We start from the raw sequence: 22,650 nt of genomic DNA, 5'->3' as shown, positions 1-22,650 counted from the left end.
CATCCAGAGATATGACGATTAAAAAAAGTATAACTGCATTTTTTTTCCTTTTAGGATTCACAATTTTTTCTTCAAATGCACAGCAAAATGCATCGCCCAAACCGCTTCGCGAATTGCAGCAGAAATTTGTTGATCTCGGGTTTGGTATGTTTATTCATTACGGGATGCCAACCTTTATGGATCAGGATTGGTCTGATCCTAACGCGTCACTTTCGCTTTTTGATTCTCCAAAGCTTGATGCAGACCAATGGGCAAAGGCAGCAAAATCTGCAAATATGACTTATGGTTGCCTAACCACTAAACACCATAGCGGCTTTCCAATCTGGGACACAAAAACAACCACTTACAATGTAATGAACACGCCTTTAAAGCGGGATGTTGTTAAGGAATACGCAGATGCCTTTCGCAAAAACGGCCTTAAAGTTATGCTTTACTATTCCATCTTGGATACCCATAATGGCATTCGACCGAACCAGATAACGGCGGCACACATTAAATTGATTAAGGATCAGATAACGGAATTGCTTACAAATTACGGGGAAATCACCGCACTTGTTATAGATGGATGGGATGCCCCTTGGTCTAGAATTTCTTATGATGATGTTCCTTTCGAAGATATTTACAGACTTATAAAATCGCTGCAGCCTAATTGCCTGGTGATGGATCTTAATGCAGCAAAATATCCAACTGAGGCGCTGTTTTACACTGATATTAAATCTTATGAACAAGGCGCCGGCCAATTTATTTCCAAGGAAAGCAACAAATTGCCGGCCCTCGCATGCCTTCCACTTCAGGCTAACTGGTTCTGGAAAACTTCCTTTCCAACTACGCCCGTTAAAAACGCTGCAGAACTAATTAACAAGTTTGTAGTGCCATACAATGGTGCGTACTGTAACTTTATACTTAACGTGGCGCCAAATAAAAATGGATTGATTGATGATAATGCCCTGCTTGCATTGCAGGAGATGGGTAAAATTTACAAAGCACCAGCTAAGTCTGCAAAACTTGGTAACTATCCTGCGCCTATAATTTCCAGTAATATAGCAAAGCATGCCAAAAGCGATGCAAGCTGGAGCGATGATATGAACATTATGGATTTTGCAAACGACGATAGTTTTCGCTCGAGCTGGTCATCTAACCCTACGGTAAAAGCGCCTTGGTATGAAATAACCTTCGAGCGGGCAGAGGCATGCAACATGGCGGTAATCACATCGAAAAATCCATGTGAATATACCCTTAGCTATTTTGCCAACGGAAAGTGGAATCCTATTAATGCAGAGCAAACCGGCGAACGGAAAGTGAGTATCTTTCGGTTTGATAGAATCTGGTGCGAAAAAATTAAAATTACCTTTTCAAAGTTTAGCCGCCCTCCTGAACTTGCAGAATTTGGCGTTTACAATGAACGGAGGTAGAGACATTTAAAATCTGGCTGGTAGCTAAATATCTCCTGGCGGTATCTGGAATTTCTCCTGCAAAATTGCGGCAACACGTCCTTCAGGGTTGATGCTTTTTACCTTCGAAGGTTTTACTTTGCGGTAAGTGATGGAAACCCTTCGGTCGCGATGATGAAGTGCTCCGTTAATATTATCTTTTTTTCGTGGCGGAATTCCGTGACTCCACTTCGCACGGGCCTCATCCTGCATTATGTACAACGATCGCCTGGGAATTTCTATATCCACTACTTCGATATTTTTTGCCTTAATAAACCGCATCACGCAGCCACTTCCCAAATTTACGCCACAAATCTGATTCTCGTAATAATTTCTGTCCTTGTGTGGCTTGATGCCTTCGCCCGGTAAATATTCGTTAATAATTACCTGGTCAGGACGTTGGATAAGAATGTTTTTATCAGTTATCTGCGCTGCCAACTTAGCAATCTGTGGCGGAATCGACAAAGGGATCGAAATCAGATCGTACGGTTTTTCAAGTTCGTTTCTAAAGCCGTAATATTGCAGCCGACGCAAATAATCAACCATCCAAGTCTGGCTGTCAATCTCAGCCATCAACTTTTCTTCCAACTCTTCATCGATAAAATTCGGGTATATATATAAACCGGGTACTGCTGTTTCCATGCTTTTAACAACAAAATATTTGTCGGATTGTTGTTAAAAAGCATGTCTGGCTTGCGGGTAAAAAGCTTCTCTTTCGGAGCGATAAATCTTTTGTAAATGTGGACTCGCATTAAAAAGTATATAAATGTGGATGCCGTTTAAATGCGAATTTTCTATCTCGAGCGCCTCAACAAACTTCACGTTTTCCGCTAATAGTTCAGCTCTTTCAATCTTCTTTTTTGAGAAGTAAATAATATTTTTTCCTTTTAAGGAAGCCGGAGAATGGAGCGAAAAGCTATTTTGTGGCGACACGACCTGAGGCATATCAGGTCCGCCAAAGTACTTCATTCCTCCCGCTATGGCGTAATCGTCAGTTAAAACCATCATTTTTTTGTCGGGGTAGCTTTCTGCAATCTGCATCACTTTCGCTGCCGCCGTATCCCAGCCCGTCATGTCTGCAAAAAATTGGGGTATCGTTCCTACGGTGTTATCTTCCCAAAGCAGGGGCCTCGAAAAGCTGGTCAACTTAACCATTTTTGTGATGTAGATTTTCGATACGGGCAAAGAAAATAAAGGAATTACCAAAGGTAGACTGAGGATACCGAATAGGTAAACAACAATGAAAAACAACACTTTGAAGGTTCGGTTGCTTTTATTGAATATCATTTCCCAGCAATAGCCACCATATGCGAAACAAAGCGGAAAAATTCCAAGTCCGTAGTACAGTTTTCCTTTGAGCAAAAGGAGGGAAGCAATTATCAGCAGAAAGGAAAATGACCATACCCTTTGACTTTGTTGATTCTCTTTCTGAAAAATGATGAAAAATAAGCCTGCAGTCCACACGGCTACGCTTGCGCCGTGGAAAAAAAATAATTGGAAAAGGTAATCTCCTACATCAACCTGTAATGCCCCGCTGGCTACAACGCCAGAATAATGAAAAATTGGAAAGCCATGCTGCCATTGCCAAAGCATGTTAGGGAAAAGCACGGCAACAGAAAGCATCCACGGACCTGCCCAAAGTTTCAGTTCACTAAAGCGGAATGTTTTTCGATAAAAGATTAAATAACCGAGCACCAGCGAAAGTGCGTAAAAAAGAATGGTGTATTTATTAAGCATCCCAAAAGAGAAAGCCAGGGAGGCTAGATATAAATACCTTCTTTGCCTTTCTTTTTGAAAAGCAATAAGTGCGAATGTTAACAGCACCCAGAAAAACTGGTCAAAAACCGCCGGTTGAAGCAGGTAGGAGGTGGCAAGTACGGCTGGTGAGCAAATAATTGCCGAACATGAAATGGCAATCGCTAATTTCCCGCCGCCTAATATTCGGGCTAAATATCCCGTAAGCATTACGGTGAAAGAAGAAAACAGAATTGGTAGTAAGCGCCACGCCAGGGTCGATTCTCCAAAAATTGAAGCACATCTGGCCATCCAGGTTACAAAAGGCGAAATATCCAGGTAACCCCATTCAAATCGACGGCTTAATTCGATGTAGTATAATTCATCAGCATGCAAACCATAGCCATTTATAGTAATGAGGTGCAAACTGAATTTAAGAATTCCAAAAAAAAGGATTAAAAGATGTACGCCATAATCCGGGTTGACGCGATCCTTAATCTTTCGAGACTTTATCAGCATTCAATGCCCTTTTCTTTCATATCGATAATGGAATTCGAATAAAACTAAAAATTTTAACTGCAAGTTTCATCCTGCGATGATTCTGGAAGGCCCGCCAAAACAAGCGAGATTTCCCTTCCAATCTCTTCGATTGGAACTTCTAAAGCAGCGCCCTGCTGGTGAACACCGCTAGATTTTATTTCAAGGTCGTGACTATGAACGTTTGCAAGCGGAATCTCGACCCAGTTTCCATCTTTTTCTTCAATAGCACAAATTATCTTATCATTAAACATTATCGAATAATAATCCTTTTCGGGCAGTACTGTATACGATTGACATAAATCGCCTTCGCCAATTTTTACATTGAATGGTTGCATGGTAGTTTTATTTATAAAGACAACACTTTTCCAAAGATTGTGTTTTGCCAATGCTGTTAAAAGATTAATCTGCCATTTCAATCGCGTACAAAACCTCCGTATGGTAGGGGAAAATTACGGCATGGCCCGGGTTGCCTTATCGAAAGAGAAAATTAAATTGGCCTGGTCAATTCCCTTCAGCGGAACTTCATCATCGTTTTTTTTCGAAGAAGATGTAAAGTATACACTCGTTTTATAAACTTTATTCCTAAATACGCCATCTTCAAACAAGGCGATGCCAAAAAGAGAGGGGTCAGACTTTGATTCTGCGATAATACTCACTGTTCCTAAATCAAATTTCCCGTTGTTCTTTAACGTTACAACACCATCTTTGTAAGTATAACTAACGCCTTTAAGCGTTTCCCGATAGGTTTTATTGGTGCTAACAATGGGTTTGTAAATTTGAGCAAAGCCCGAAATTCCAAATAGAAACAGGCTAACTGTTAATGCAAATGCTTTCATGTTTTTTTTATTAAAATACAGAGAAGCAAATGTAATTTCGAAATTAAACGGTAAACGTTTTGTAAATAATTAGGGGAGATTTGTCCATTAAATTTTCTTTGATGGAGCGCGAAAGAAGTGTCGTGAAAAGGCAAATCTCCTTTAGCTTGCCGTAAAACAGAAACTAAATGCGATTTACAAATTGATATTCGTTTTAACCTTTTTTGGCCATATCAATCATCATGGAAATTTCATCAACGGCTGCTTCATTGCTCCCTTCTAAACCCATCAGGTTAAATCAGATATTGCCTTGTCGCTTTGCGTGGTTTTCTATATTTCCTAACTTTGCCATCGCTCAATGAAATCCCAACCAAAAAATCCTATCAGTTCGCTCAATATAAATTTAAGATATTGATCTACGGCCTTGCTATCACCAATTTATACGCCTAAATTAGAAATACTTTTTGCTAAATTCCGCCTATGCTTTTCCAATTCGGCCTGCAAAGCTCGCTACTTTTAATTTTCTTTTTTCATATTTTGGTGTACGCTTTTCTCTGCTTTAAGAGAAGTTTCAGTCAGGATAATTATGCCGACAAATTGCTGGGCTGGTTCCTGCTTATTGCTGCATTGCTCATCGTGCCATTTATGGTCGGTTTCGCAGGCTGGTACGATAATCAGCCTTATCGCGATATCCTGTTCTTTATTCCCTTCGTTCACAGTCTGTTTATTGGTCCGCTTTTGTATTTTTATACGCGGTCGATATTCAATTATAGCTTCCGCATTAAAGGTGCTAACTGGTTACACTTTTTGCCCGGATTTCTTTATCTGTTCATTAGCGTAGCTACAAGCCTCGCAGATCTCATTTTTTACAAAGGATATCATTTTACGAATGAATATGAAGATGCTGATTTTGCAGAATGGTATACCATGCTATCGATGGTTAGCGTGTTAATTTATCTTTTTCTGGCAATCAGGTACTATAACCAATATAAGCGCTACACTGCAATTGCAACATCTTTCGCCGATCAGGCAAGTTTAAAATGGTTACGAAACTTTCTTTACGCTTTTGCTTTATTGAGTGTTTTGCCAATCATCAGAACGATACTTTCAAATTTCGAATTTTTTGAGCGGATGCGGTATTTCGGCCCCTGGTATTATTATCTCGGATTTGCGCTTGTTGTCTATTACATCGCCATAAATGCCTTCCATGCAGTACACCTTCCTTTGCATAAACTGCAGTTTTACCCAGCGCTGCTTTCCGGTTTCGATGAGCCAAAAATACTTTCGCCAGCTGAAACCATCGAGGAAAACAGCAATTCGGGCATGCCGGTAAAATCAGACGAAAAAATGATTACACTCGGGAAAGAACTTTTAGAACTGATGGAAAAGGAATTTCTTTTCGAAAGGGCTGACCTTACTTTGAGTGAGGTAGCAAAAAAACTTGGAACAAATCAGGTGCTGCTCAGCAGGGTTGTAAACCAGCAATTTGAACTTAATTTTAACGACTATATAAATCAATATCGGGTTAATGCGGTGATCAACAGACTGGCAATGCCGGCTTTTAAAAACCAGACATTGCTTGCAATTGCCTTCGATGCGGGCTTTAATTCGAAAGCAACCTTTAACAGGAGTTTTAAAAAATTTACCGGTAAAACACCAAAAGATTACCTCGAGCCTGCCTATAAGGCCTAAATTATAATCTGATACCTATAGTTGTTGTCTCAAATTATAATGTGAGGCGATGGGCATTACCATAATTCGGAGTTTTGAAGAAAAAACCGATATATGAAACTCCTATCAATTTTATTTCTACTTCTGATTATCAACTTTGTCGCACTTGCACAAACTGAAAACGCAACGGTCGATAGAAAAATAGACACGACGAAAACCTACAAACTAAATGATGTGCAGATAAAAAGCACTGTGCCAATCGTTCAGATTAAAACAGGAAAAATACTACTAAATGTAGAGTCGATGGTTGCTGCTGCCGGACTAAATGCGCTCGAAATTTTGCGCCAGGTCCCGGGCCTAACTGTAGATGGGCAGGACAATGTAAAGATCAGTGGCAAAGCAAGTATTCAGGTAATGCTAGACGGGCGGATGCAGATGCTTAATGCGCAGCAACTCGCAACTTTGCTGAAAGGTACATCTGCGGCTACACTGAAAACCATAGAAGTAATTTCCAATCCTTCAGCAAAATATGACGCTGCAGGCAACGCAGGGATTATCAACCTTGTTTTCAAAAAATCAGATGCCAATGGCTTGAGCGGAAACCTTTTGGCCGGGTACCAGCAAATGCAACACTACAAACAGAATGATGCCGCTACTTTGAATCTAAAAACGAAAGCAGTCAGCGCTTTTTTTAATGGCAACCTCGACAATAGTCTTCAGTTTACCGAAGTTACGAGCGATCGCATACTTGCTGACAAAGTGTTAAACCAATCTGGAACGGAACGTCAGGGTTACAGCAACACCATGTTGCGCTCGGGAATGGAGGTTGAATTAAACAAAAAAAGCAAACTTGGTACCATTCTTTCTTACCAGAGAACATGGGATGACTTTCCTTCAACTGCAAAAACGATTGTGTCTGGTAGCGATGCTGATGTGCTTTAAACTACTGCACTGGCAAATATGACTGAAAATCGTTTCGGCGCCAACCTTAATTACCAGTTCACGGGCAAAAAAGATGAAAAGCTAGTACTAGAGGCCGATTGGCTGCATTACACCGCAATTCTTGGTAACCATGTAGATAATGTTTTTGCGGTTACCAAACGAAGTTCAAAATCTCAAAATAATACCGACAACAAAATAGATCTTATTTCCATCAAAGCAGATTATACTCAAAAGCTGGGTAAAGCAAATTTAGAATCCGGAGTCAAATTTTCTTCTAGTGAAACTGCCAACCTGTTGCAGGGCGTTCAAACGGCTACTGATAATTCACAAATCTTTCAAAAGAATGATTTCAACTATGCTGAAAAAATAATGGCGGCCTACCTTTCACTCGAAAGAACTTTTGGTAAAATTAATGTTCAGGCTGGCCTCCGGGGGGAATATACCAACATGAACGGACTTTCGATAGATGAGTTGGGAAACAGGACCGCCAAGCCAGATACGTCTTACCTCAACCTTTTTCCAACCTTCTTTTTTAGGTATCAGATAAATGAAAATAACAGTATCGGCCTTACCTATAACAGGCGCCTTGGCCGGCCATCTTTTCAGGATCAAAACCCATATCTCTATCGTACCGATTTTTATTATGCTTCGAGGGGAAACCCGCTTCTTTTGCCTCAGTTTACGCAAAGTGTAGAACTCGATTATACTTTTAACGGGCAGCGCCAGCTCAAACTGAGCTATAGCACGACAGCAGATCTTATAGATGTGATAAGAATCCAGCAAGGCGATCAAACTTTAGAACTGCCCGTAAATGCCGGTCGCAGAAGCTTTTTGAATATGAGTTTATCTACACCTTTTAAACTTTTTAGAGCCTGGAGCGGTTACTTTTCTGCTGAACCATATTATCAGTTTTATAAGGCAGATTTGTCTCGCTACCCCGGTTTAACTACAATTAACCAGGGCGGGGTTGGTTTCAACAGTTATTTGAGCAACACGGTCGAACTCGGTAAAGGCTGGAAAGCAGGTCTTAGCGCCTGGTTCAATTACGCAAGTCGCTCATCTATTTATGAAACGAAACCAATTTACAGCGTAGATTTTACGCTTAAAAAACCTTTATTTAAAGAAAGGATTAACTGCAGCCTCGCCATGCGAGACATCTTCGATACCCAAAAATGGACCCAAAACGCAGTAATTGGCAATGTAAGTCAGCGCAATTCCAGGAAGTGGGAAAGTCGCGGCTTGTATGTTGGCTTAAACTATAATTTTGGAAACAAAAAAGTTAAAGCTTTGAGTGGCAAAGAGAAAACTGAAGAGCAGGGAAGGATTAAATCGCGAGGTTAGCACCTTATCGTTCTGTTTGTATCGCTAAATGCTTTGGCCAATCTTAATTTGGATTAGATTGGCCAAAGGTATTGAAGCAATTTATAAAACGCTTTTATAACTTATTTGCTTTGTAGCGCAGGGAAGCATTACACATAAGCAGAAATTTTTTGAAGTTGGAAATCCGGATTCTCTCCTTCAAAACCGCCTGAGAATCTTTCCTTCTTATTTTTTCGAAAAGCTTTTTATAATAAGTGTATGCAAGATAAACACCATTTCTCGAAGAAGCAGGTAATAATTTGATGCCCTCCAGCGCCGAGTTAAATTCATCAGATATTTCTTTTTCGATTGACAACTTCTCCCGGTTGGAAAATTTCGGAATGTCTACACCGGGAAAATAGCTGCGGCTCAGCTTGGAATAATCATCACTAATGTCCCGTAAAAAATTGACTTTCTGAAACGCAGAACCAAGCATCATTGCTGATGGCTTAAGCTGCGAGTAAGCATTGTTATCGCGGTTGGTGAAAACCCGAAGGCACATTAACCCCACAACCTGAGCCGAACCCAAAATGTATTTTTCATATTTTTTTGGTGTGTATTCATTCTTGAGCAGGTCCATTTCCATGCTTTCAAGAAATAGCTCAATAAGCTCCCGTTCAATCTGATACCGGTTTACTACAGCCTGGAAGGCGTTCAAAATCGGGTTAATGCTAATCTGCTCCTCCAGCGCTTCGAAGCATTCTCTTTTCAGTTTCCCAAGCATGGCTTCCTTGTCGTAATCGTGGAAACTATCTACAATTTCATCTGCAAGGCGAACAAATCCATATATCGAATATATCGGCTCCCTTAGCTCTTTTCCCAAAAAGCGAATGCCAAGCGAAAAGCTGGTGCTATACCTTTTGGTGACTAATTGACTGCATTGTGCAGAAACTTCATCAAATATTTTTTTCATAGTTTTTTAAAACAGCGGCAAGGGAATCTTTAATCCATGCCACCAGTTAGTTGGCGTTTTGCTTTTCAAATTAGGCGTAACCTGCAAAAATTTGAAATCTTCAGATGCCAAAATCTTCCATAATCCTGATTATTTTTCATTCTTTGCATGATGAAAGTCTTCCAGCTTAGCAAGAAGTTCAATCAGCTTTGTTTTCTCCGCTGGCGAAAGTGGTTCAGTCACGTTTGCAGAGGCCGCCCTAATGGCAGTCATCCGTTCTTTTAGGGCTGTTCTGCCCCTCTCTGTAATGTGAATAATCCGGCTTCGCTTATCACCCTCCATAGATTTTTGCTCTACAAATCCTTTTTCAATCAACCTGTTGATAATAAGCACACCCGCGGGCTTTTCGTGAATGTTCTCCCGTATCAGCGCAGTTTTACTCATGCTGCCCATGCTTGAAAGTGTAATCAGGTAAATAAATTCATCAGGCGTGGTAAAACTGCTACCCGTTATGGCTGCCCGTGCGTGCGACCTCGCATACCGGTATACGTGTACAAGGGAGGTATTGATAACACTGTCTGCAGATCTGCCGCTTTCCTTTCCGGCCCAGTTAGCCCCAGTGATGGTGTCGCCTGTTTTTACGTTGTCTTTAAGCCAGTCAATAAAAGAAGAAACATCCTCCACTGCATTTGTGCCAGATTCCTCGTAGGTTTTCACCAAATTAACAAGGTCGTTGATTAGCTTGTACATCATAATTTTGGCTTTAAAGGTTGGTTCGCAAAGTGCTCATACCGCCGTCAACGGAAATTACCTGTCCGGTTATCCAGCTACTATCTTCCGATAATAAAAATGCAATCATGGCGCTTACGTCTTTCGCTTTTCCGTATCGCCCAATCGGATGTCTTTTGTCTGATGCCTGGATCTTTTCGGGCGTATTCAGAAATTTTGAAGCCATTGGCGTATCTGTTAGCGATGGAGCGACTACATTTACCCTTATGCCAAGGCTGGCGAGCTCGGCAGCAAGCGACAAAGCAAGTCCTTCTACCGCGGCTTTGGAAGTGGCAGTACTTGCATGGAAACCCATTCCGGTTCTTGCGGCAACAGAACTTATCAATACTACCGACGCTTGACTAGCATTTTTTAAAGCATTTAGCGAAGCCTGAATTGACATCGCTGCACCGAGCACATTCAGCCGAAAATCTTCAACGAAGTCTTTTTCAGTCAATCTGGAAAAAGGCTTCAAATTAATATTCCCCACGCTGTAAACAAGTCCGTGTAGCTTTCCGGGTAAGAATTGGCCGAGTGTATCAAATCCTTCGGTTACATCGAGCGTTTGAAATTTTACAGACTCAGGCCAACTGTCTGAACGACTACGGCTTGCCGCAAATACCTTTGCGCCCTCTTGCTCCAAAAGCCCGGTAAGCGCAAAGCCAATACCAGAACTGGCGCCTATTACAAGGATGTTTTTATCTTCGAATCTCATTTGCTGATGTAGGTTAAAAATTCATTTTTTTTATCTTTATCCTTAAACTGACCTCCAAAATAAGTGGTAATGGTTGAACTTGAAATGTCTCTAATCCCCCTTGCAGATACACAATGGTGGTTTGCATCAATCATGACTGCAACATCGTCAGTTGCTAAAACCTGCGCAATTTCTTCGGCAATCTGGATAGTAAGCCTTTCCTGTATTTGCGGCCTTTGCGCATAGTATTGAACAATTCTGTTGAGTTTGGAAAGTCCAATAACCTTTCCGCTACTCACGTAAGCCACATGAGCTTTGCCGGTTATGGGCACAAAGTGATGTTCGCAGTTGCTAAACACCGATATGTTCTTTTCTACAAGCATCTCTCCGTAGCTGAAGCTGTTATCAAACAGGGTGGGTTCTGGCCGATTTGCTGGATTTAAGCCGCTAAAAATTTCCTTAACGTACATTTTAGCAATTCTGTCTGGCGTGCCTTTCAAACTGTCATTGCTCAGGTCAAGCCCTAAAATTTCAAGTATTTCGCCAAAACGCTCGGAAATCAGCGATATTTTCATTTCATCATCCATTAAAAAAGCATCCTCCTTCATTGGTGTTGAAGTTTTTGTGTTTAAGATATTTAGTGAGGAACTATCGTTTTGCATTGTGCAATATAGTATATTTATATATTATTTATATATTTATAACATTATTAATATACTATTAAGTTTTAGTGGCATTATAATTTTAAAGTTATAACCCAAGAAATGGCGCTCACTTACAAATGCAACTTTATAAAACTGCAATTGTTTTTTGAACAATAAACCAGAGAAATTGTTACCTTAAACATATGCAGATTGAAACTGAAATCCTTATAGTCGGTGGTGGACTAGCTGGCTTAACTGCGGCGCTGCATTTACAAAAAACGGGGTTTCAGGTCACACTAATTGAAAAAAATACTTTCCCACTCCATAAGGTTTGTGGCGAATATGTTTCCAACGAGGTACTTCCTTATCTAAAATGGCTGGGTATTTCGTTTGATGATTTAAATCCATCAATAATTACACAGTTGCAATTCACTTCGCCAGCGGGCGCTTCGCTGAATGCAAATTTGCCGCTTGGTGGTTTTGGCTTGAGCCGCTACGCGATGGATCATTTTCTTTACCTTGAAGCCTTAAAAAGAGGAATTTCATTTGTTTTTGATGTGGTCACTAACATAAAACATCGTGACGAAGGTTTTTATGTTGAAACCGCTTCTGGAAAAGAACTGAGTGCAAAACAGGTTCTTGGGGCCTTTGGTAAAAGGTCTACCCTCGATAAATCTCTAAACCGACGTTTCATTCAACAAAAATCGCCTTATCTTGCCGTTAAAGCACATTACCAGGGCGAGTTTCCTTCAAACCGCGTTGCCTTACATAATTTTAGTGGCGGCTATTGTGGTGTATCAAAAGTTGAAGACGATAAATTAAACATTTGTTATCTGGCAGATTATAACAGTTTTAAGCGTTTCAAAAACATCGAAAATTATCAGCAAGAGGTTCTCTATAAAAATAACTTTCTGAAAAAAATCTTAGAAAGTTCAAGAATGCTTTTCGAGGCACCAATGACCATAAGTCAAATTTGTTTTGAGGCAAAGGAACCGGTTTTTGAGCACATCATTATGGTGGGCGACACGGCTGCACTAATCCATCCGCTTTGCGGAAATGGGATGGCAATGGCAATACATAGCGCAAAAATCGCTTCTGAACTGGTTACGCGTTTTCTAAAAGACAGGCAAATTTTAAGGGAAGAAATGGAAAAAGAATATACCGCACAATGGAAAAATTTATTTCAGCGCAGGCTCATTGCGGGCAAATTGTTATCTGCCGTTTTTGCAAGCGCACCAATACAGAAATTCGCATTGGGTACACTTGCAAAACTACCCAAACTGCTTTCTACAACCATTAAATTAACCCACGGAAAACCAATTTCAATCCCTGATTAAATGCCAATAGATACAACGAAACGAAGTACCGCTCCAGAAATTATGGACGATTTTGCAATGGAAGGCGATATTTTAACCGATGCGCTTGATAAAATCGCCGCAATTAATAAGCTGCTTGGCGGCAATAAAGTGACGCTGGAGGGTATTAGGATGCTGATGAAAAGCAACCAAACCGCAAAGCTAAGGATTACAGATGTTGGTTGCGGCAATGGCGCAATGCTCAGGATGCTATCCGATTATGCCAAAAAACATAAACTCAACTTCGAGTTGAAAGGAATCGACGCAAACAAGTGTACCATCGACCATGCGATAAGTTGCTCGCAGGCTTACCCCGAAATCCGGTATCAGTGCAGCGATATTTTCGATGAATCGAAAGAACCGGAAACATGCGATGTTATGCTTTTTACCCTTACACTGCACCATTTCTCGGATAGGGAAATAATAAAGCTTTTGAACAACCTTCGTAAAGGCGTTTTCGTAGGTATTGTAGTTAATGACCTTCAACGGAGCAGTATCGCCTATCGGCTTTTTACGGCATTAAGTTATGTTTTCAGACTAAACGATATGTCTAGGGAAGATGGCTTGGTTTCCATACTTCGGGGATTTAAACGCGAGGATTTGAATGGCTATACGAAAGCTTTGAATACAACTTCGAGCTATATTGGCTGGCGATGGGCTTTTAGATATTTATGGGTTATAAAAACAATATGAGCGTAAAAATAAAAACAGTAAGTAAAGCCTTACCCGAATTTTCCAGGGAAACTTCTGAAATTTTGCCCTTTCTGGATGTTTGGCTAAACGGTCAGGATGAGCGCTTTATTAGAAAAGTTAAAAAGATATTTGAAGGCGCAGCGGTAGATAAACGGTACTCGATAATGGCGCCAGAAGAAGTGTTTTCTGAGTTGAGTTTTGAAAAGCGGAACGACATTTACATCAGGGAAGTGATCAAACTCGGGAAAGAGTGCCTCTCTGTTGCCCTTGGGCAGGCAAACTGGCAACCAAAGGACCTGGATTTCATCATTACCGTAAGTTGCACCGGCATTATGATACCCTCGCTGGATGCTTACCTGATTAATGCCCTCGGCTTAAGGCAGGATATTGTGCGCCTGCCGGTTACCGAAATGGGTTGTGCAGCAGGCGTTTCCGGAATTATTTATGCGAAGAACTTTTTAAAAGCAAACCCCGGAAAACGAGCTGCTGTTGTTGCTGTAGAATCGCCAACGGCTACTTTCCAGCTAAATGATTTCTCGATGGCCAATATTGTGAGTGCGGCAATTTTTGGAGACGGAGCTGCCTGCGTGCTATTAAGTTCTGATGAAGCAGACCAGGGTCCGGAAATTGTAGCTGAAGAGATGTATCATTTTTACGAAGCGGAAGATATGATGGGTTTTAAACTTACCGATAGCGGACTTCAAATGGTGTTGGATGTGGAAGTACCTGAAACAATTGCCTCACATTTTCCGGAAATCATTCATCCTTTTTTATCGAAGAATGGGATGGAAATTGCGGATGTAAACCACTTGATTTTTCATCCCGGGGGAAAGAAAATTATTCAGGTAGTTGAAGAACTTTTTGGTGCGCTTGGAAAAAACATCGACCAGACTAAAGAGATTTTAAGGCAATATGGTAATATGAGTAGCGCTACGGTACTTTACGTTTTGCAGCGCTATATGGAAACGAATCCATCACCCGGTGAAACGGGATTGATGCTCAGCTTTGGCCCGGGCTTTTCTGCGCAAAGGATACTGTTGAAATGGTAGCATGACAAAAGAAGAGATTTTAGCAAAACTCCCATACGGGAAAGACTTTTTATTTGTAGGGGATTTGCTTAACGTTAGCGAAAATGGCATCATTGGAACATACACATTTGATGAGTCGCTGCCGTTTTACCAGTCGCACTTTAAGGATTTTCCCATTACCCCAGCCGTAATACTCACCGAGACGATGGCACAAATAGGCCTTGTTTGCCTGGGGATTTTTTTAACGGCAGAAACAGAAGTGGTGAAAGGTGTCGGGTTGGCAATGACATCCAGTTCAGTTGATTTTTTAAAGCCAGTTTACCCCGGAACAAAGGTTTTGGTTATTAGTGAGAAGATTTATTTCAGGTTTAACAAACTTTCATGCCGGGTTGTTATGAAAGATGAAAGTGGTGATACCGTTTGTAAAGGAACAATATCGGGTATGTTAACAATGAATTCAAATGAGTGAAAACAGGGTTGTAGTTACGGGATTAGGTATTTGTGCGCCAAATGGAACAACTGTAGAAGCATTTACAGATGCCATTAAGAGCGGCTTATCTGGCATAAGCCATCAGCCTGAACTCGAACGGCTCGGATTTTCCTGCCAGGTAGCAGGTAAACCAACACTTGATGAAGACCGGATCGCTCAATATTTTTCTGCCCTTGAAAAGCGCAGTCTGGATAGTTCAGGAATTGTATATGGCGTAATTGCCGGTCTTGATGCCTGGCGTGATGCCGGTTTAGTGCCCGCCGGCGCAGATGAGCCCGATTGGGAAAGTGGTACTTTTTTTGGTACCGGCACCTCGGGCATTGATAAGTTTAGGTGGGCAATTAATAAGATAGACGATCTCGAAATCCGTAAACTTGGGAGCAGTGTTGTTGCCCAAACCATGGCCAGCGGCGTGAGTGCCTTTATAAGCGGAAAACTTGGACTTGGCAACCGCGTCAGCACAAATTCTTCGGCCTGTGCAACGGGCGCAGAAAGCATATTGCTGGCTTATGAGCATATTAAATCGGGTAAAGCAAAAAGAATGCTTGCCGGCAGCACAAGCGATAGCGGCCCCTACATTTGGGGCGGCTTTGATGCGATGAAAGTTTGTACTTTTAAACACAATGATACGCCGCAAACTGCAAGCAGGCCAATGAGTGCAACGGCGAGTGGCTTTGTACCGGGTAGTGGCGCAGGGGCGCTGGTGTTGGAATCACTCGACAGCGCCCTATCTAGAAAAGCTAAAATTTATGCCGAGATAATTGGCGGTTCTTTAAATTCTGGCGGGCAGCGTGGCGAAGGCACTATGACTGCGCCAAACCCCCTTGCCGTTCAGCGTTGTATTATTACAGCACTAGAAAATGCCGGTATCAAAGCCGAAGATGTTGAAGTAATTAATGGACATTTAACAGCAACAAGCAAAGATGCATTAGAGATTGAAAACTGGAAAATAGCCCTGAACCGCTCGAAGGAGAACTTCCCCTACATCAATTCGCTAAAAGGAATGATTGGGCACTGCATCAGCGCTTCGGGAAGCATGGAATGTGTTGCAAGTGTTTTGCAACTGCATGAAGGTTTCATTTTTCCTAACGTAAACTGCGATGACTTAAATCCGGAAATTGCTTTACTTATAGATGAACAAAAGATACCCCGTAAAACAATAAAGAAAAACTTTGATATTTTAGCCAAAGCAAGCTTCGGTTTTGGAGATGTAAACGCCTGTTTAATTTTAAAAAAATACCACGATGAATAAAAACGACATACTTGCCGGCCTTAAAGAGATTATTACGCCTTACACGGAAGAAAAGACTGCATTGGAACACATCACTGAAGACACAGATTTTATTACAGACTTGAAAATAAACTCTGCAAACCTGGTGGATATTGTGCTCGACATTGAAGAAAAATTCGACATCGCAATAGATAATGACTCCATGGCAAAAATGCTGAATGTAAAAGCAACACTGGAAATTATAGCGCAGAAACAAGCTGAAAATGCTGGGTAATGATGTAGTGGATTTGAAGCTGGCCAAAATCCAAAGCAACTGGCAAAGAAAAAACTATTTGTCGAAGGTTTTTTTGCTAGCCGAACAGCAATTTATTCAAGATTCAAATCAACCCGATTGCGTGGTTTGGTTAATGTGGTCCATGAAAGAGTCAGTTTATAAAATCGTGAATAGAAACACGGGGCATCGCAGTTTTAACCCCTTAGCCTTCCAATGTAGCGTAAATCTGTTTGCTGCCCATGCAATTGGTTCTGTAAATTATTCGGGTGAAACATTTTCAACCTACAGCGATATTACACAGGCTAGCATCCACACGCTAGGTTATCAAAGTCCTGCAAGTTTTGAAAACTGCAAAGTTATCCAAACAGAAAACCATGCCGGCTATGCAAGTAATTTTGACAAGATGTATCCGGCTTTATCCCTTCAGAAAGACAAATCCGGCTTGCCTGAAATCTATATAGAAAGCACTCGAAGCACTCATATCGCTTCAGTAAGTCATCATGGTCGTTTTCTGGACCTGGCTTATCTGCTATAACGTTTTTAGCCGTGATGCTGCCGTTTCAACGATAGATTTTGCCATTTCACCGAAATGCCGGCCAGTTTAATGAGAATCCTTCAGAGATTTAGTCTATCAAAACAAAGCAATTCAGCTTTAATTAAAAAAACTAAATCATGAAAGCTAACATCGGAATCACAGAACAAAGCACAAATGCAGTAACAGACATACTTGCAAAACTATTGGCAGATGAATTTTTGCTCTATACCAAAACCAGAAATGCACACTGGAATGTAACGGGAGACAATTTCCATGCAAACCACATTTTCTTTGAAAGTCAATACAAACAGCTCGACGAAATGGTTGATAGTGTTGCCGAGCGCATCAGAAAAATTGGCCATTTTGCACCTGCCACAATGAAAAGTTACCTCGACCTTACGCATTTAACCGAGTATCGCGAGGGTGCAAATGATGGACCAGGTTTTATGAAAGATTTGTTGGCAGACCACGAAAGCATTATCGAATTCTTACGTGGAAACATCAGCCCCCTGGCAGAAACCTATAAAGATTACGGTTCGAGCGATTTTATTACCACCCTTATGGAAACCCATGAAGAAATGGCATGGATGATTCGCTCTTATTTCAGGTAATATTCGGCATTTATCAGGTAAATAAAATTCGTTGGCTATATTTGTTTTATACTAAATTATTGCACCAATGAAAGCCCTGATAGTTGATGATAATGATATTGCCAGAACAACGCTTGTGCACCTGGCCAAACAGATTCCAAACCTTAACATTATAAGCGAGTATAACAATGCACTTGCAGCGTACAATCACCTGCAAAGTGAAAAAATTGATTTGCTTTTTCTAGACATTGAAATGCCGGAAATGACAGGTATTGAACTAACGCGGAATCTTAACGACAAAGAAATCATTATCATCTTCACAACTTCTAATAAAGATTACGCGTTAGAAGCTTTCGAGCTCAATATTGCCGATTATTTGCTGAAGCCTTTTACCCAATCGCGATTTTTACAGGCCGTAGCAAAAGCCCGGGCCATATTGGAAAGCAGGAACGAAAATGTACAGATTAGCAAAGATGAATTTCTGTTCGTAAGAGACTCAAATGTGACCAGGCGACTAAAGCTCGACGATATCTTTTATGCGGAAGCTATGGGTGATTATGTAAAGTTTTACACAAGGGAAAAAATGTTTGCCATACATGGAACGATGAAAGCTGCCGAAGAACGTTTGTTAAAAGACAATTTCGTTAGGGTTCATCGCTCTTACATTGTTTCGCTGGGTAAAATCGACACCTTGCAGGATGGAGGTCTGGTTATCAACGGGCAATTTATTCCCGTTGCAGATGCTTATCGCAAAGCGTTAAATGCCAGAATGAATGTATTTTAACGATGCGCTTTCATTCCAGTCTAGTAAATCTTGTAGCTCATTTATTATCCCGGCTATACCTTAATTTATTATATCATCATGATCAACATATCTACGGTTATGGGCAATAAGCGCTTTGCTTATCTGATTGTATTCACCTTTATTGCAGATTCAATTTTATTGATTGGGATACAGTTAAACTCGGCAAGAAATACCAAAGCGCTGATAACAAACAACAATACGCTCTTACACGAATTACGATCAAGCAACCACCTTCGGGAAATCGATAGGGATATTTTAGGCGTTGAGAGTAGAATCAGGGCCTCCATTGCCACTAACGATACCACGCATCTTGAAGGAATTGACCAAAAAATAAATCAGATTGAAGGATTTCTCGATTCATTATCTCAGGATAACAAAGACCCTGGCGAAGAAAAGCTGATTCGGCGCTTAAGTGTGCTTGCTCTGGATAAAAAGATTGTCAAAGAGCGCCTTTTGCATCGGTATCATACTTTAGGTAATATGGACGATCAAACATCGATTGCCAATCCGCGGGCACGAAAAATTTCCAATGAAATTACCTCCATCACTGCAAAAATTAACAAAAGCCGCCAATTGGATATGCTCGAACTGAGCGGGCTTAGCGAAGAGATGGGCAGGAAATCAAGATTCTACGACATCTGTTTGTTGATTCTATTGGTACTAAGCGGTGCGGTAATCGGTTACCATATTGTGCGTCAGTTTCGCCGGCAACATTTACTTATTATGGAACTGAATGCTGCAGAAAAAATGGCTTCAATTGCTGCACAAACTAAAGAGAATTTTCTTGCAAACATGAGTCATGAGATTCGTACGCCTTTAAGTGGTATTCTGGGTTTTACAAATTTGCTTCAAAAGCGAAGTCTCGATTCCACATCCGCAGAGTTTGTCTCCTCAATTCAACGCTCAGGAGAAAACCTCATGGCAATTGTAAACGATATTTTAGACCTTTCCAAAATTGAAGCAGGAATGGTTCGCATTAGTCCGGCAACGTTTAGCATAAATGGCCTTACAAACTCTGTTGAAACTTTGTTTTCAGAACGGGTAAAAGAAAAAGGGTTGACAATATCCACTAAAGTAGATGCCTCTATCCCAGATACGCTGATTGGAGACGCAACAAGGTTAACGCAAATCCTGGTGAACCTTATCGGCAATGCCATAAAATTTACGCACCGGGGAGACGTTGGTATCGAGGTTTACACGAAAGACCGGATTGAAAATAAAATCACCATTGGCTTTAGGGTTTCCGATTCAGGAATAGGCATTGAAAAAGGAAAACTTAATGAGGTTTTTGAGCGCTTTAACCAGGGCGAGGATTCGACAACGAGAAACTTCGGTGGAACGGGGCTGGGACTTTCGATAGTAAAAAATCTAATCTTACTTCAAAATGGAGACATTAAGGTAGATAGTGAACAGGGAAAAGGAACCACATTCGACTTTTTTATCCCGTACTACATTTCGCAGGAGCAGCTTAACGTGGTGCCGGCGAAAGATGCAAGTTACTTTAAAGATAAAGCCAATATGGCCTTAAAGGTTTTGGTTGTAGATGATAATGCCATTAACCAGAGTTTGATGAAGCATTTGCTGTTGCAATGGAATATAGATTTTGATATTGTTTCCAACGGCGTTGAAGCCGTGGAACAACTCGACAATGTTAGCTACGATTTGGTGTTAATGGATATACAGATGCCACAAATGGACGGCTATGCCGCAACTCAACACATACGCGAGGTTCTAAAATCCGACATTCCAATTATTGCAATGACCGCACATGCCCTGGCGGGAGAACGTGAAAAGTGCCTGAGTCGCGGCATGAATGAGTACATATCCAAGCCCATTAAAGAAGACGAACTTTTTAAACTTATTGCAGGTTTCGGTTTACAGGAGCATGCAACAACGGAAAGCGAACATGGAAAACTAAGCGACTTTCGACTTTTGGATTTAACCTATATGCGTTCGATAAGCGGCGGCGACAGCAGCTTCGAGCAAACCGTTACCAGGCAATTTATTGAAAACGTACCACTTCACCTGTCGCAATTGATTACGGCTTATCAGGAAGGAAATTTTAAGATCGTTAAGCTCCGGGCGCACGATCTTAAAACGAGCATCGCCATGATGGGCTTACTTACACTTCTCGAAAACCAACTAGATCAACTTGAAACCGCCCAGGAGATGACGCCTCAATCCGATGCCATTTTAAATGAATTAAAAGAGGTGCTAACCGCCGCAACGGTTGAGGCAGAATTATTTTTAAAACAACTTTAGAAAAGCAGAAAATGAACCTATTCTCTACCTTAGTTCTTCGCGAACTTAATTTGAAAAACAGAATCGTTGTGTCGCCAATGCAGCAGTATAGCGCACAAAATGGCATTCCAGGCAACTGGCACCTTGTTCACCTTGGCAGCCGTGCTGTAGGCGGAGCAGGCCTGATAATTACCGAATGTACAGCGGTTGCTCCAGATGGCCTTGCTACCCTGAACGATGTGGGGATTTGGAACGATGAACAGGAAAAAAGCTGGGCAAACATTGTTGATTTTGTGCATGAACAAGGTGCAAAAATCGGTATCCAATTATGGCACTCTGGCGGAAAAGGAAGCCTTCGCCATCCTAATTTAGGCATGAAGCCATTATCGGCAGAGGAAGGCGGCTGGACAGTTAAATCCTCATCGGCAACGGAAATGAATGGTGTAGTGCCACAACTTTTAACTATCGAGGAAATTGAAAACTTGCAGGAGCTATTCGTGAAAGCTGCGCAAAGGGCTGTTCGTGCAGGTTTCGATACCATAGAACTGCATGCAGGCCATGGATATCTGTTCCACCAGTTCTATTCTGCTTTAATTAACAAACGCCAGGATAAGTACGGCGGCTCTTTAGAAAACAGAATTCGTTTTCTCATAGAAACAGTTGAAAAAGTGCGTTTGGCCATTCCGGAAGGTATGCCTCTTTTGGTGCGCATTTCTACAGTCGATTATGTAGATACGCCAGAAGGATGGAGCCTGCAGGACAGCGTTTCCCTTGCAAAAGTACTGAAAGAGAAAGGCGTCGATTTGATTACCGCCTCAGGCGGAGGATTTACGAACGTAAGTAAAGACAAAGTTTATCCAGGATATCAGGTTCAGTTTGCCACAGCCCTTAAAGCGCAGACCGGCATTGCAACAGGAGCCGTTGGAATGATAACTGATGCTGCCCAGGCAAATGAGGTTATCGAAAGCGGGCATGCGGATTTGGTTATTGTTGCGAGAGAACACCTTCGCGACCCTTACTTTGCCATTCATGCAGCAAAAACACTGAAGCTGGAAACTTCAATTCCATGGCAGTATAAAAGAGCTTTTTAACAGGAAACTGATCAAAACTTATGGAAAATCAAGGCGCCTCAGTGGTGATTACGCATCATATTCTCGAGGGTAAGAAGCTGGATTACGAAAAATGGCTGGATGAAATACTTCCGGTTTCTAAACATGCCCAGGGCTTTATAGATTTGCAGATTGTAAAGCCAATCCCCAATTTAACATTCGTTTATACCGTAATAATGAGGTTCGATACGATTGATAATCTCAAAGAGTGGATGGAATCCCCGGAGCGAAAAAGATTTATCGAAAAAGCACAACCGTTCTTTAGGAAAAGTGATCGGTATCAAATAAAGTCCGGTCTCGATTTTCTTTTCAATTCTGAAAATGTAACAGGTAAGGTTCCGGTACGATGGAAGCAGGCCCTGGCAACCTGGTCGGCAATTTATCCAGTATCTCTGCTCGTTCCAGTTATCATTTTTCCATTGCTGCGTTTAATTGGCATCCCCAAAAATCATTACATGGACAGCCTTATTAGCACAGGCTGCGTTGTTTTTTTAATGGTTTACCTCGTTATGCCAAATTACACCAAACTCATTCGAAAATGGTTGTTCAAATAGCCTAATTGCAACACGCAATCTACACTTTAAAAATCACCACAATTATGTGGTGATTTTTTTTTGTTCCTTCTAGAATTACTTTAATGCCAACCAAAATGCTTCGCCCTCCATCGCACTGCAAGCTTACTTAACGAACTTTTTTGCCTGTTCACCGAATTCTGCCTGCGTAACCTTTGCCGCTGCGGTAGATTTACCTAAGAAAACAACGCACAGCATTTGCCGGCAAAAAATATCACTCAAATAATAAATTTAAAAC

At 41.3% G+C, this 22,650-nt stretch carries 24 protein-coding genes; 16 read left to right on the top strand and 8 right to left on the bottom strand.

The genetic code is table 11. From position 1 onward, the window contains the following. The first annotated feature begins 11 nt into the window (after window positions 1-11). A complete protein-coding gene (locus tag AC0IWT_RS10325) occupies window positions 12-1,412 on the top strand; it encodes an alpha-L-fucosidase (RefSeq protein WP_471797132.1) in 1,401 nt (466 codons plus the stop codon). Window positions 1,413-1,436: 24 nt separating this feature from the next. Here AC0IWT_RS10325 and AC0IWT_RS10320 read toward each other — a convergent pair whose 3' ends face one another. The 4 genes from AC0IWT_RS10320 to AC0IWT_RS10305 form a co-directional block, all read right to left on the bottom strand. Next, the gene (locus AC0IWT_RS10320) at window positions 1,437-2,072 is read right to left on the bottom strand and encodes an alpha-ketoglutarate-dependent dioxygenase AlkB (protein WP_471797131.1); all 636 of its coding nucleotides are present in this window, start codon (window positions 2,070-2,072) and stop codon (window positions 1,437-1,439) included. Between the two features lie 33 nt (window positions 2,073-2,105). After that, entirely contained in the window at window positions 2,106-3,683 is a 1,578-nt protein-coding gene (locus AC0IWT_RS10315) for an ArnT family glycosyltransferase (protein WP_471797130.1), read from the bottom strand. Between the two features lie 53 nt (window positions 3,684-3,736). Continuing rightward, the gene (locus tag AC0IWT_RS10310; RefSeq protein WP_471797129.1) at window positions 3,737-4,039 is read right to left on the bottom strand and encodes a hypothetical protein; all 303 of its coding nucleotides are present in this window, start codon (window positions 4,037-4,039) and stop codon (window positions 3,737-3,739) included. Window positions 4,040-4,153: 114 nt separating this feature from the next. After that, window positions 4,154-4,540, bottom strand: a complete 387-nt coding sequence (locus AC0IWT_RS10305; RefSeq protein ID WP_471797128.1) for a hypothetical protein — start codon at window positions 4,538-4,540, stop codon at window positions 4,154-4,156. A gap of 459 nt (window positions 4,541-4,999) precedes the next feature. Between AC0IWT_RS10305 and AC0IWT_RS10300 the strand changes: the two genes are divergently transcribed. The 3 genes from AC0IWT_RS10300 (at window position 5,000) to AC0IWT_RS10290 (ending at window position 8,473) form a co-directional block, all read left to right on the top strand. After that, window positions 5,000-6,211, top strand: coding sequence for a helix-turn-helix domain-containing protein (locus AC0IWT_RS10300; RefSeq protein WP_471797127.1), 1,212 nt, complete (start codon window positions 5,000-5,002; stop codon window positions 6,209-6,211). Between the two features lie 93 nt (window positions 6,212-6,304). Beyond that, window positions 6,305-7,132, top strand: coding sequence for a hypothetical protein (locus AC0IWT_RS10295; protein WP_471797126.1), 828 nt, complete (start codon window positions 6,305-6,307; stop codon window positions 7,130-7,132). Window positions 7,133-7,150: 18 nt separating this feature from the next. Next, the gene (locus tag AC0IWT_RS10290; protein WP_471797125.1) at window positions 7,151-8,473 is read left to right on the top strand and encodes an outer membrane beta-barrel family protein; all 1,323 of its coding nucleotides are present in this window, start codon (window positions 7,151-7,153) and stop codon (window positions 8,471-8,473) included. Between the two features lie 94 nt (window positions 8,474-8,567). Here AC0IWT_RS10290 and AC0IWT_RS10285 read toward each other — a convergent pair whose 3' ends face one another. The 4 genes from AC0IWT_RS10285 to folE all read right to left on the bottom strand — a co-directional run bounded on the left by AC0IWT_RS10285 (window position 8,568) and on the right by folE (window position 11,507). Beyond that, window positions 8,568-9,404 (bottom strand): phytoene/squalene synthase family protein, encoded by an 837-nt coding sequence (locus AC0IWT_RS10285; protein WP_471797124.1) that lies wholly within the window; start codon window positions 9,402-9,404, stop codon window positions 8,568-8,570. A gap of 129 nt (window positions 9,405-9,533) precedes the next feature. After that, complete coding sequence (locus AC0IWT_RS10280) at window positions 9,534-10,136, bottom strand: MarR family winged helix-turn-helix transcriptional regulator (protein WP_471797123.1); 603 nt, start codon at window positions 10,134-10,136, stop codon at window positions 9,534-9,536. A 10-nt stretch (window positions 10,137-10,146) separates the two neighbouring features. Beyond that, the gene (locus AC0IWT_RS10275; RefSeq protein WP_471797122.1) at window positions 10,147-10,866 is read right to left on the bottom strand and encodes an SDR family NAD(P)-dependent oxidoreductase; all 720 of its coding nucleotides are present in this window, start codon (window positions 10,864-10,866) and stop codon (window positions 10,147-10,149) included. Continuing rightward, window positions 10,863-11,507 carry a GTP cyclohydrolase I FolE gene (gene folE, locus AC0IWT_RS10270; protein ID WP_471797121.1) on the bottom strand — a complete coding sequence of 215 codons (645 nt, stop codon included), beginning with the start codon at window positions 11,505-11,507 and terminating at the stop codon, window positions 10,863-10,865. Before folE ends, AC0IWT_RS10275 begins: the two co-directional genes overlap by 4 nt. 185 nt (window positions 11,508-11,692) lie before the next feature. Here folE and AC0IWT_RS10265 point away from each other — a divergent pair, with 185 nt between their 5' ends. The 12 genes from AC0IWT_RS10265 (at window position 11,693) to AC0IWT_RS10210 (ending at window position 22,394) form a co-directional block, all read left to right on the top strand. Next, complete coding sequence (locus AC0IWT_RS10265; protein WP_471797120.1) at window positions 11,693-12,826, top strand: NAD(P)/FAD-dependent oxidoreductase; 1,134 nt, start codon at window positions 11,693-11,695, stop codon at window positions 12,824-12,826. Further along, the gene (locus AC0IWT_RS10260) at window positions 12,827-13,537 is read left to right on the top strand and encodes a methyltransferase domain-containing protein (RefSeq protein WP_471797119.1); all 711 of its coding nucleotides are present in this window, start codon (window positions 12,827-12,829) and stop codon (window positions 13,535-13,537) included. Beyond that, window positions 13,534-14,586 carry a type III polyketide synthase gene (locus tag AC0IWT_RS10255; protein ID WP_471797118.1) on the top strand — a complete coding sequence of 351 codons (1,053 nt, stop codon included), beginning with the start codon at window positions 13,534-13,536 and terminating at the stop codon, window positions 14,584-14,586. Before AC0IWT_RS10260 ends, AC0IWT_RS10255 begins: the two co-directional genes overlap by 4 nt. 1 nt (window position 14,587) lies before the next feature. Beyond that, window positions 14,588-15,034 carry a 3-hydroxyacyl-ACP dehydratase FabZ family protein gene (locus AC0IWT_RS10250; RefSeq protein WP_471797117.1) on the top strand — a complete coding sequence of 149 codons (447 nt, stop codon included), beginning with the start codon at window positions 14,588-14,590 and terminating at the stop codon, window positions 15,032-15,034. Beyond that, entirely contained in the window at window positions 15,027-16,307 is a 1,281-nt protein-coding gene (locus tag AC0IWT_RS10245) for a beta-ketoacyl-[acyl-carrier-protein] synthase family protein (RefSeq protein ID WP_471797116.1), read from the top strand. The genes AC0IWT_RS10250 and AC0IWT_RS10245 overlap by 8 nt, the downstream gene beginning before the upstream one ends. Then, window positions 16,300-16,560 (top strand): acyl carrier protein, encoded by a 261-nt coding sequence (locus tag AC0IWT_RS10240; RefSeq protein WP_056871651.1) that lies wholly within the window; start codon window positions 16,300-16,302, stop codon window positions 16,558-16,560. The genes AC0IWT_RS10245 and AC0IWT_RS10240 overlap by 8 nt, the downstream gene beginning before the upstream one ends. Further along, window positions 16,550-17,095, top strand: a complete 546-nt coding sequence (locus AC0IWT_RS10235) for a 4'-phosphopantetheinyl transferase family protein (protein WP_471797115.1) — start codon at window positions 16,550-16,552, stop codon at window positions 17,093-17,095. Before AC0IWT_RS10240 ends, AC0IWT_RS10235 begins: the two co-directional genes overlap by 11 nt. 137 nt (window positions 17,096-17,232) lie before the next feature. After that, window positions 17,233-17,706: a Dps family protein gene (locus AC0IWT_RS10230; RefSeq protein ID WP_056871649.1), complete on the top strand. Its 474-nt coding sequence runs from the start codon at window positions 17,233-17,235 to the stop codon at window positions 17,704-17,706. Between the two features lie 67 nt (window positions 17,707-17,773). Beyond that, window positions 17,774-18,469, top strand: coding sequence for a LytR/AlgR family response regulator transcription factor (locus tag AC0IWT_RS10225; RefSeq protein ID WP_471797114.1), 696 nt, complete (start codon window positions 17,774-17,776; stop codon window positions 18,467-18,469). A gap of 78 nt (window positions 18,470-18,547) precedes the next feature. Next, a complete protein-coding gene (locus AC0IWT_RS10220) occupies window positions 18,548-20,752 on the top strand; it encodes a response regulator (protein WP_471797113.1) in 2,205 nt (734 codons plus the stop codon). Window positions 20,753-20,763: 11 nt separating this feature from the next. Then, window positions 20,764-21,822 carry an NADH:flavin oxidoreductase/NADH oxidase gene (locus AC0IWT_RS10215; protein ID WP_471797112.1) on the top strand — a complete coding sequence of 353 codons (1,059 nt, stop codon included), beginning with the start codon at window positions 20,764-20,766 and terminating at the stop codon, window positions 21,820-21,822. Between the two features lie 20 nt (window positions 21,823-21,842). Further along, on the top strand, window positions 21,843-22,394 hold the full coding sequence (locus AC0IWT_RS10210; protein WP_471797111.1) for a hypothetical protein: 552 nt from the start codon (window positions 21,843-21,845) through the stop codon (window positions 22,392-22,394). Window positions 22,395-22,650: the final 256 nt, after the last annotated feature.

Source organism: Pedobacter sp. AC464 (genome assembly GCF_979253075.1).
Note: the sequence above shows the minus strand (reverse complement) of the source record. Positions and strands in the feature narration are given on the sequence as shown.

Coding starts and splice junctions, on each gene's coding strand:
- AC0IWT_RS10275 (WP_471797122.1), bottom strand. CDS start 10,866: ATGAGATTCGAAGATAAAAACATCCTTGTAATAGGCGCCAGTTCTGGT.
- AC0IWT_RS10315 (WP_471797130.1), bottom strand. CDS start 3,683: ATGCTGATAAAGTCTCGAAAGATTAAGGATCGCGTCAACCCGGATTAT.
- AC0IWT_RS10310 (WP_471797129.1), bottom strand. CDS start 4,039: ATGCAACCATTCAATGTAAAAATTGGCGAAGGCGATTTATGTCAATCG.
- AC0IWT_RS10280 (WP_471797123.1), bottom strand. CDS start 10,136: ATGATGTACAAGCTAATCAACGACCTTGTTAATTTGGTGAAAACCTAC.
- AC0IWT_RS10285 (WP_471797124.1), bottom strand. CDS start 9,404: ATGAAAAAAATATTTGATGAAGTTTCTGCACAATGCAGTCAATTAGTC.
- AC0IWT_RS10235 (WP_471797115.1), top strand. CDS start 16,550: ATGCTGGGTAATGATGTAGTGGATTTGAAGCTGGCCAAAATCCAAAGC.
- AC0IWT_RS10305 (WP_471797128.1), bottom strand. CDS start 4,540: ATGAAAGCATTTGCATTAACAGTTAGCCTGTTTCTATTTGGAATTTCG.
- AC0IWT_RS10320 (WP_471797131.1), bottom strand. CDS start 2,072: ATGGAAACAGCAGTACCCGGTTTATATATATACCCGAATTTTATCGAT.
- AC0IWT_RS10245 (WP_471797116.1), top strand. CDS start 15,027: ATGAGTGAAAACAGGGTTGTAGTTACGGGATTAGGTATTTGTGCGCCA.
- AC0IWT_RS10260 (WP_471797119.1), top strand. CDS start 12,827: ATGCCAATAGATACAACGAAACGAAGTACCGCTCCAGAAATTATGGAC.
- folE (WP_471797121.1), bottom strand. CDS start 11,507: ATGCAAAACGATAGTTCCTCACTAAATATCTTAAACACAAAAACTTCA.
- AC0IWT_RS10210 (WP_471797111.1), top strand. CDS start 21,843: ATGGAAAATCAAGGCGCCTCAGTGGTGATTACGCATCATATTCTCGAG.
- AC0IWT_RS10215 (WP_471797112.1), top strand. CDS start 20,764: ATGAACCTATTCTCTACCTTAGTTCTTCGCGAACTTAATTTGAAAAAC.
- AC0IWT_RS10250 (WP_471797117.1), top strand. CDS start 14,588: ATGACAAAAGAAGAGATTTTAGCAAAACTCCCATACGGGAAAGACTTT.
- AC0IWT_RS10325 (WP_471797132.1), top strand. CDS start 12: ATGACGATTAAAAAAAGTATAACTGCATTTTTTTTCCTTTTAGGATTC.
- AC0IWT_RS10230 (WP_056871649.1), top strand. CDS start 17,233: ATGAAAGCTAACATCGGAATCACAGAACAAAGCACAAATGCAGTAACA.
- AC0IWT_RS10225 (WP_471797114.1), top strand. CDS start 17,774: ATGAAAGCCCTGATAGTTGATGATAATGATATTGCCAGAACAACGCTT.
- AC0IWT_RS10300 (WP_471797127.1), top strand. CDS start 5,000: ATGCTTTTCCAATTCGGCCTGCAAAGCTCGCTACTTTTAATTTTCTTT.
- AC0IWT_RS10265 (WP_471797120.1), top strand. CDS start 11,693: ATGCAGATTGAAACTGAAATCCTTATAGTCGGTGGTGGACTAGCTGGC.
- AC0IWT_RS10295 (WP_471797126.1), top strand. CDS start 6,305: ATGAAACTCCTATCAATTTTATTTCTACTTCTGATTATCAACTTTGTC.
- AC0IWT_RS10240 (WP_056871651.1), top strand. CDS start 16,300: ATGAATAAAAACGACATACTTGCCGGCCTTAAAGAGATTATTACGCCT.
- AC0IWT_RS10255 (WP_471797118.1), top strand. CDS start 13,534: ATGAGCGTAAAAATAAAAACAGTAAGTAAAGCCTTACCCGAATTTTCC.
- AC0IWT_RS10220 (WP_471797113.1), top strand. CDS start 18,548: ATGATCAACATATCTACGGTTATGGGCAATAAGCGCTTTGCTTATCTG.
- AC0IWT_RS10290 (WP_471797125.1), top strand. CDS start 7,151: ATGACTGAAAATCGTTTCGGCGCCAACCTTAATTACCAGTTCACGGGC.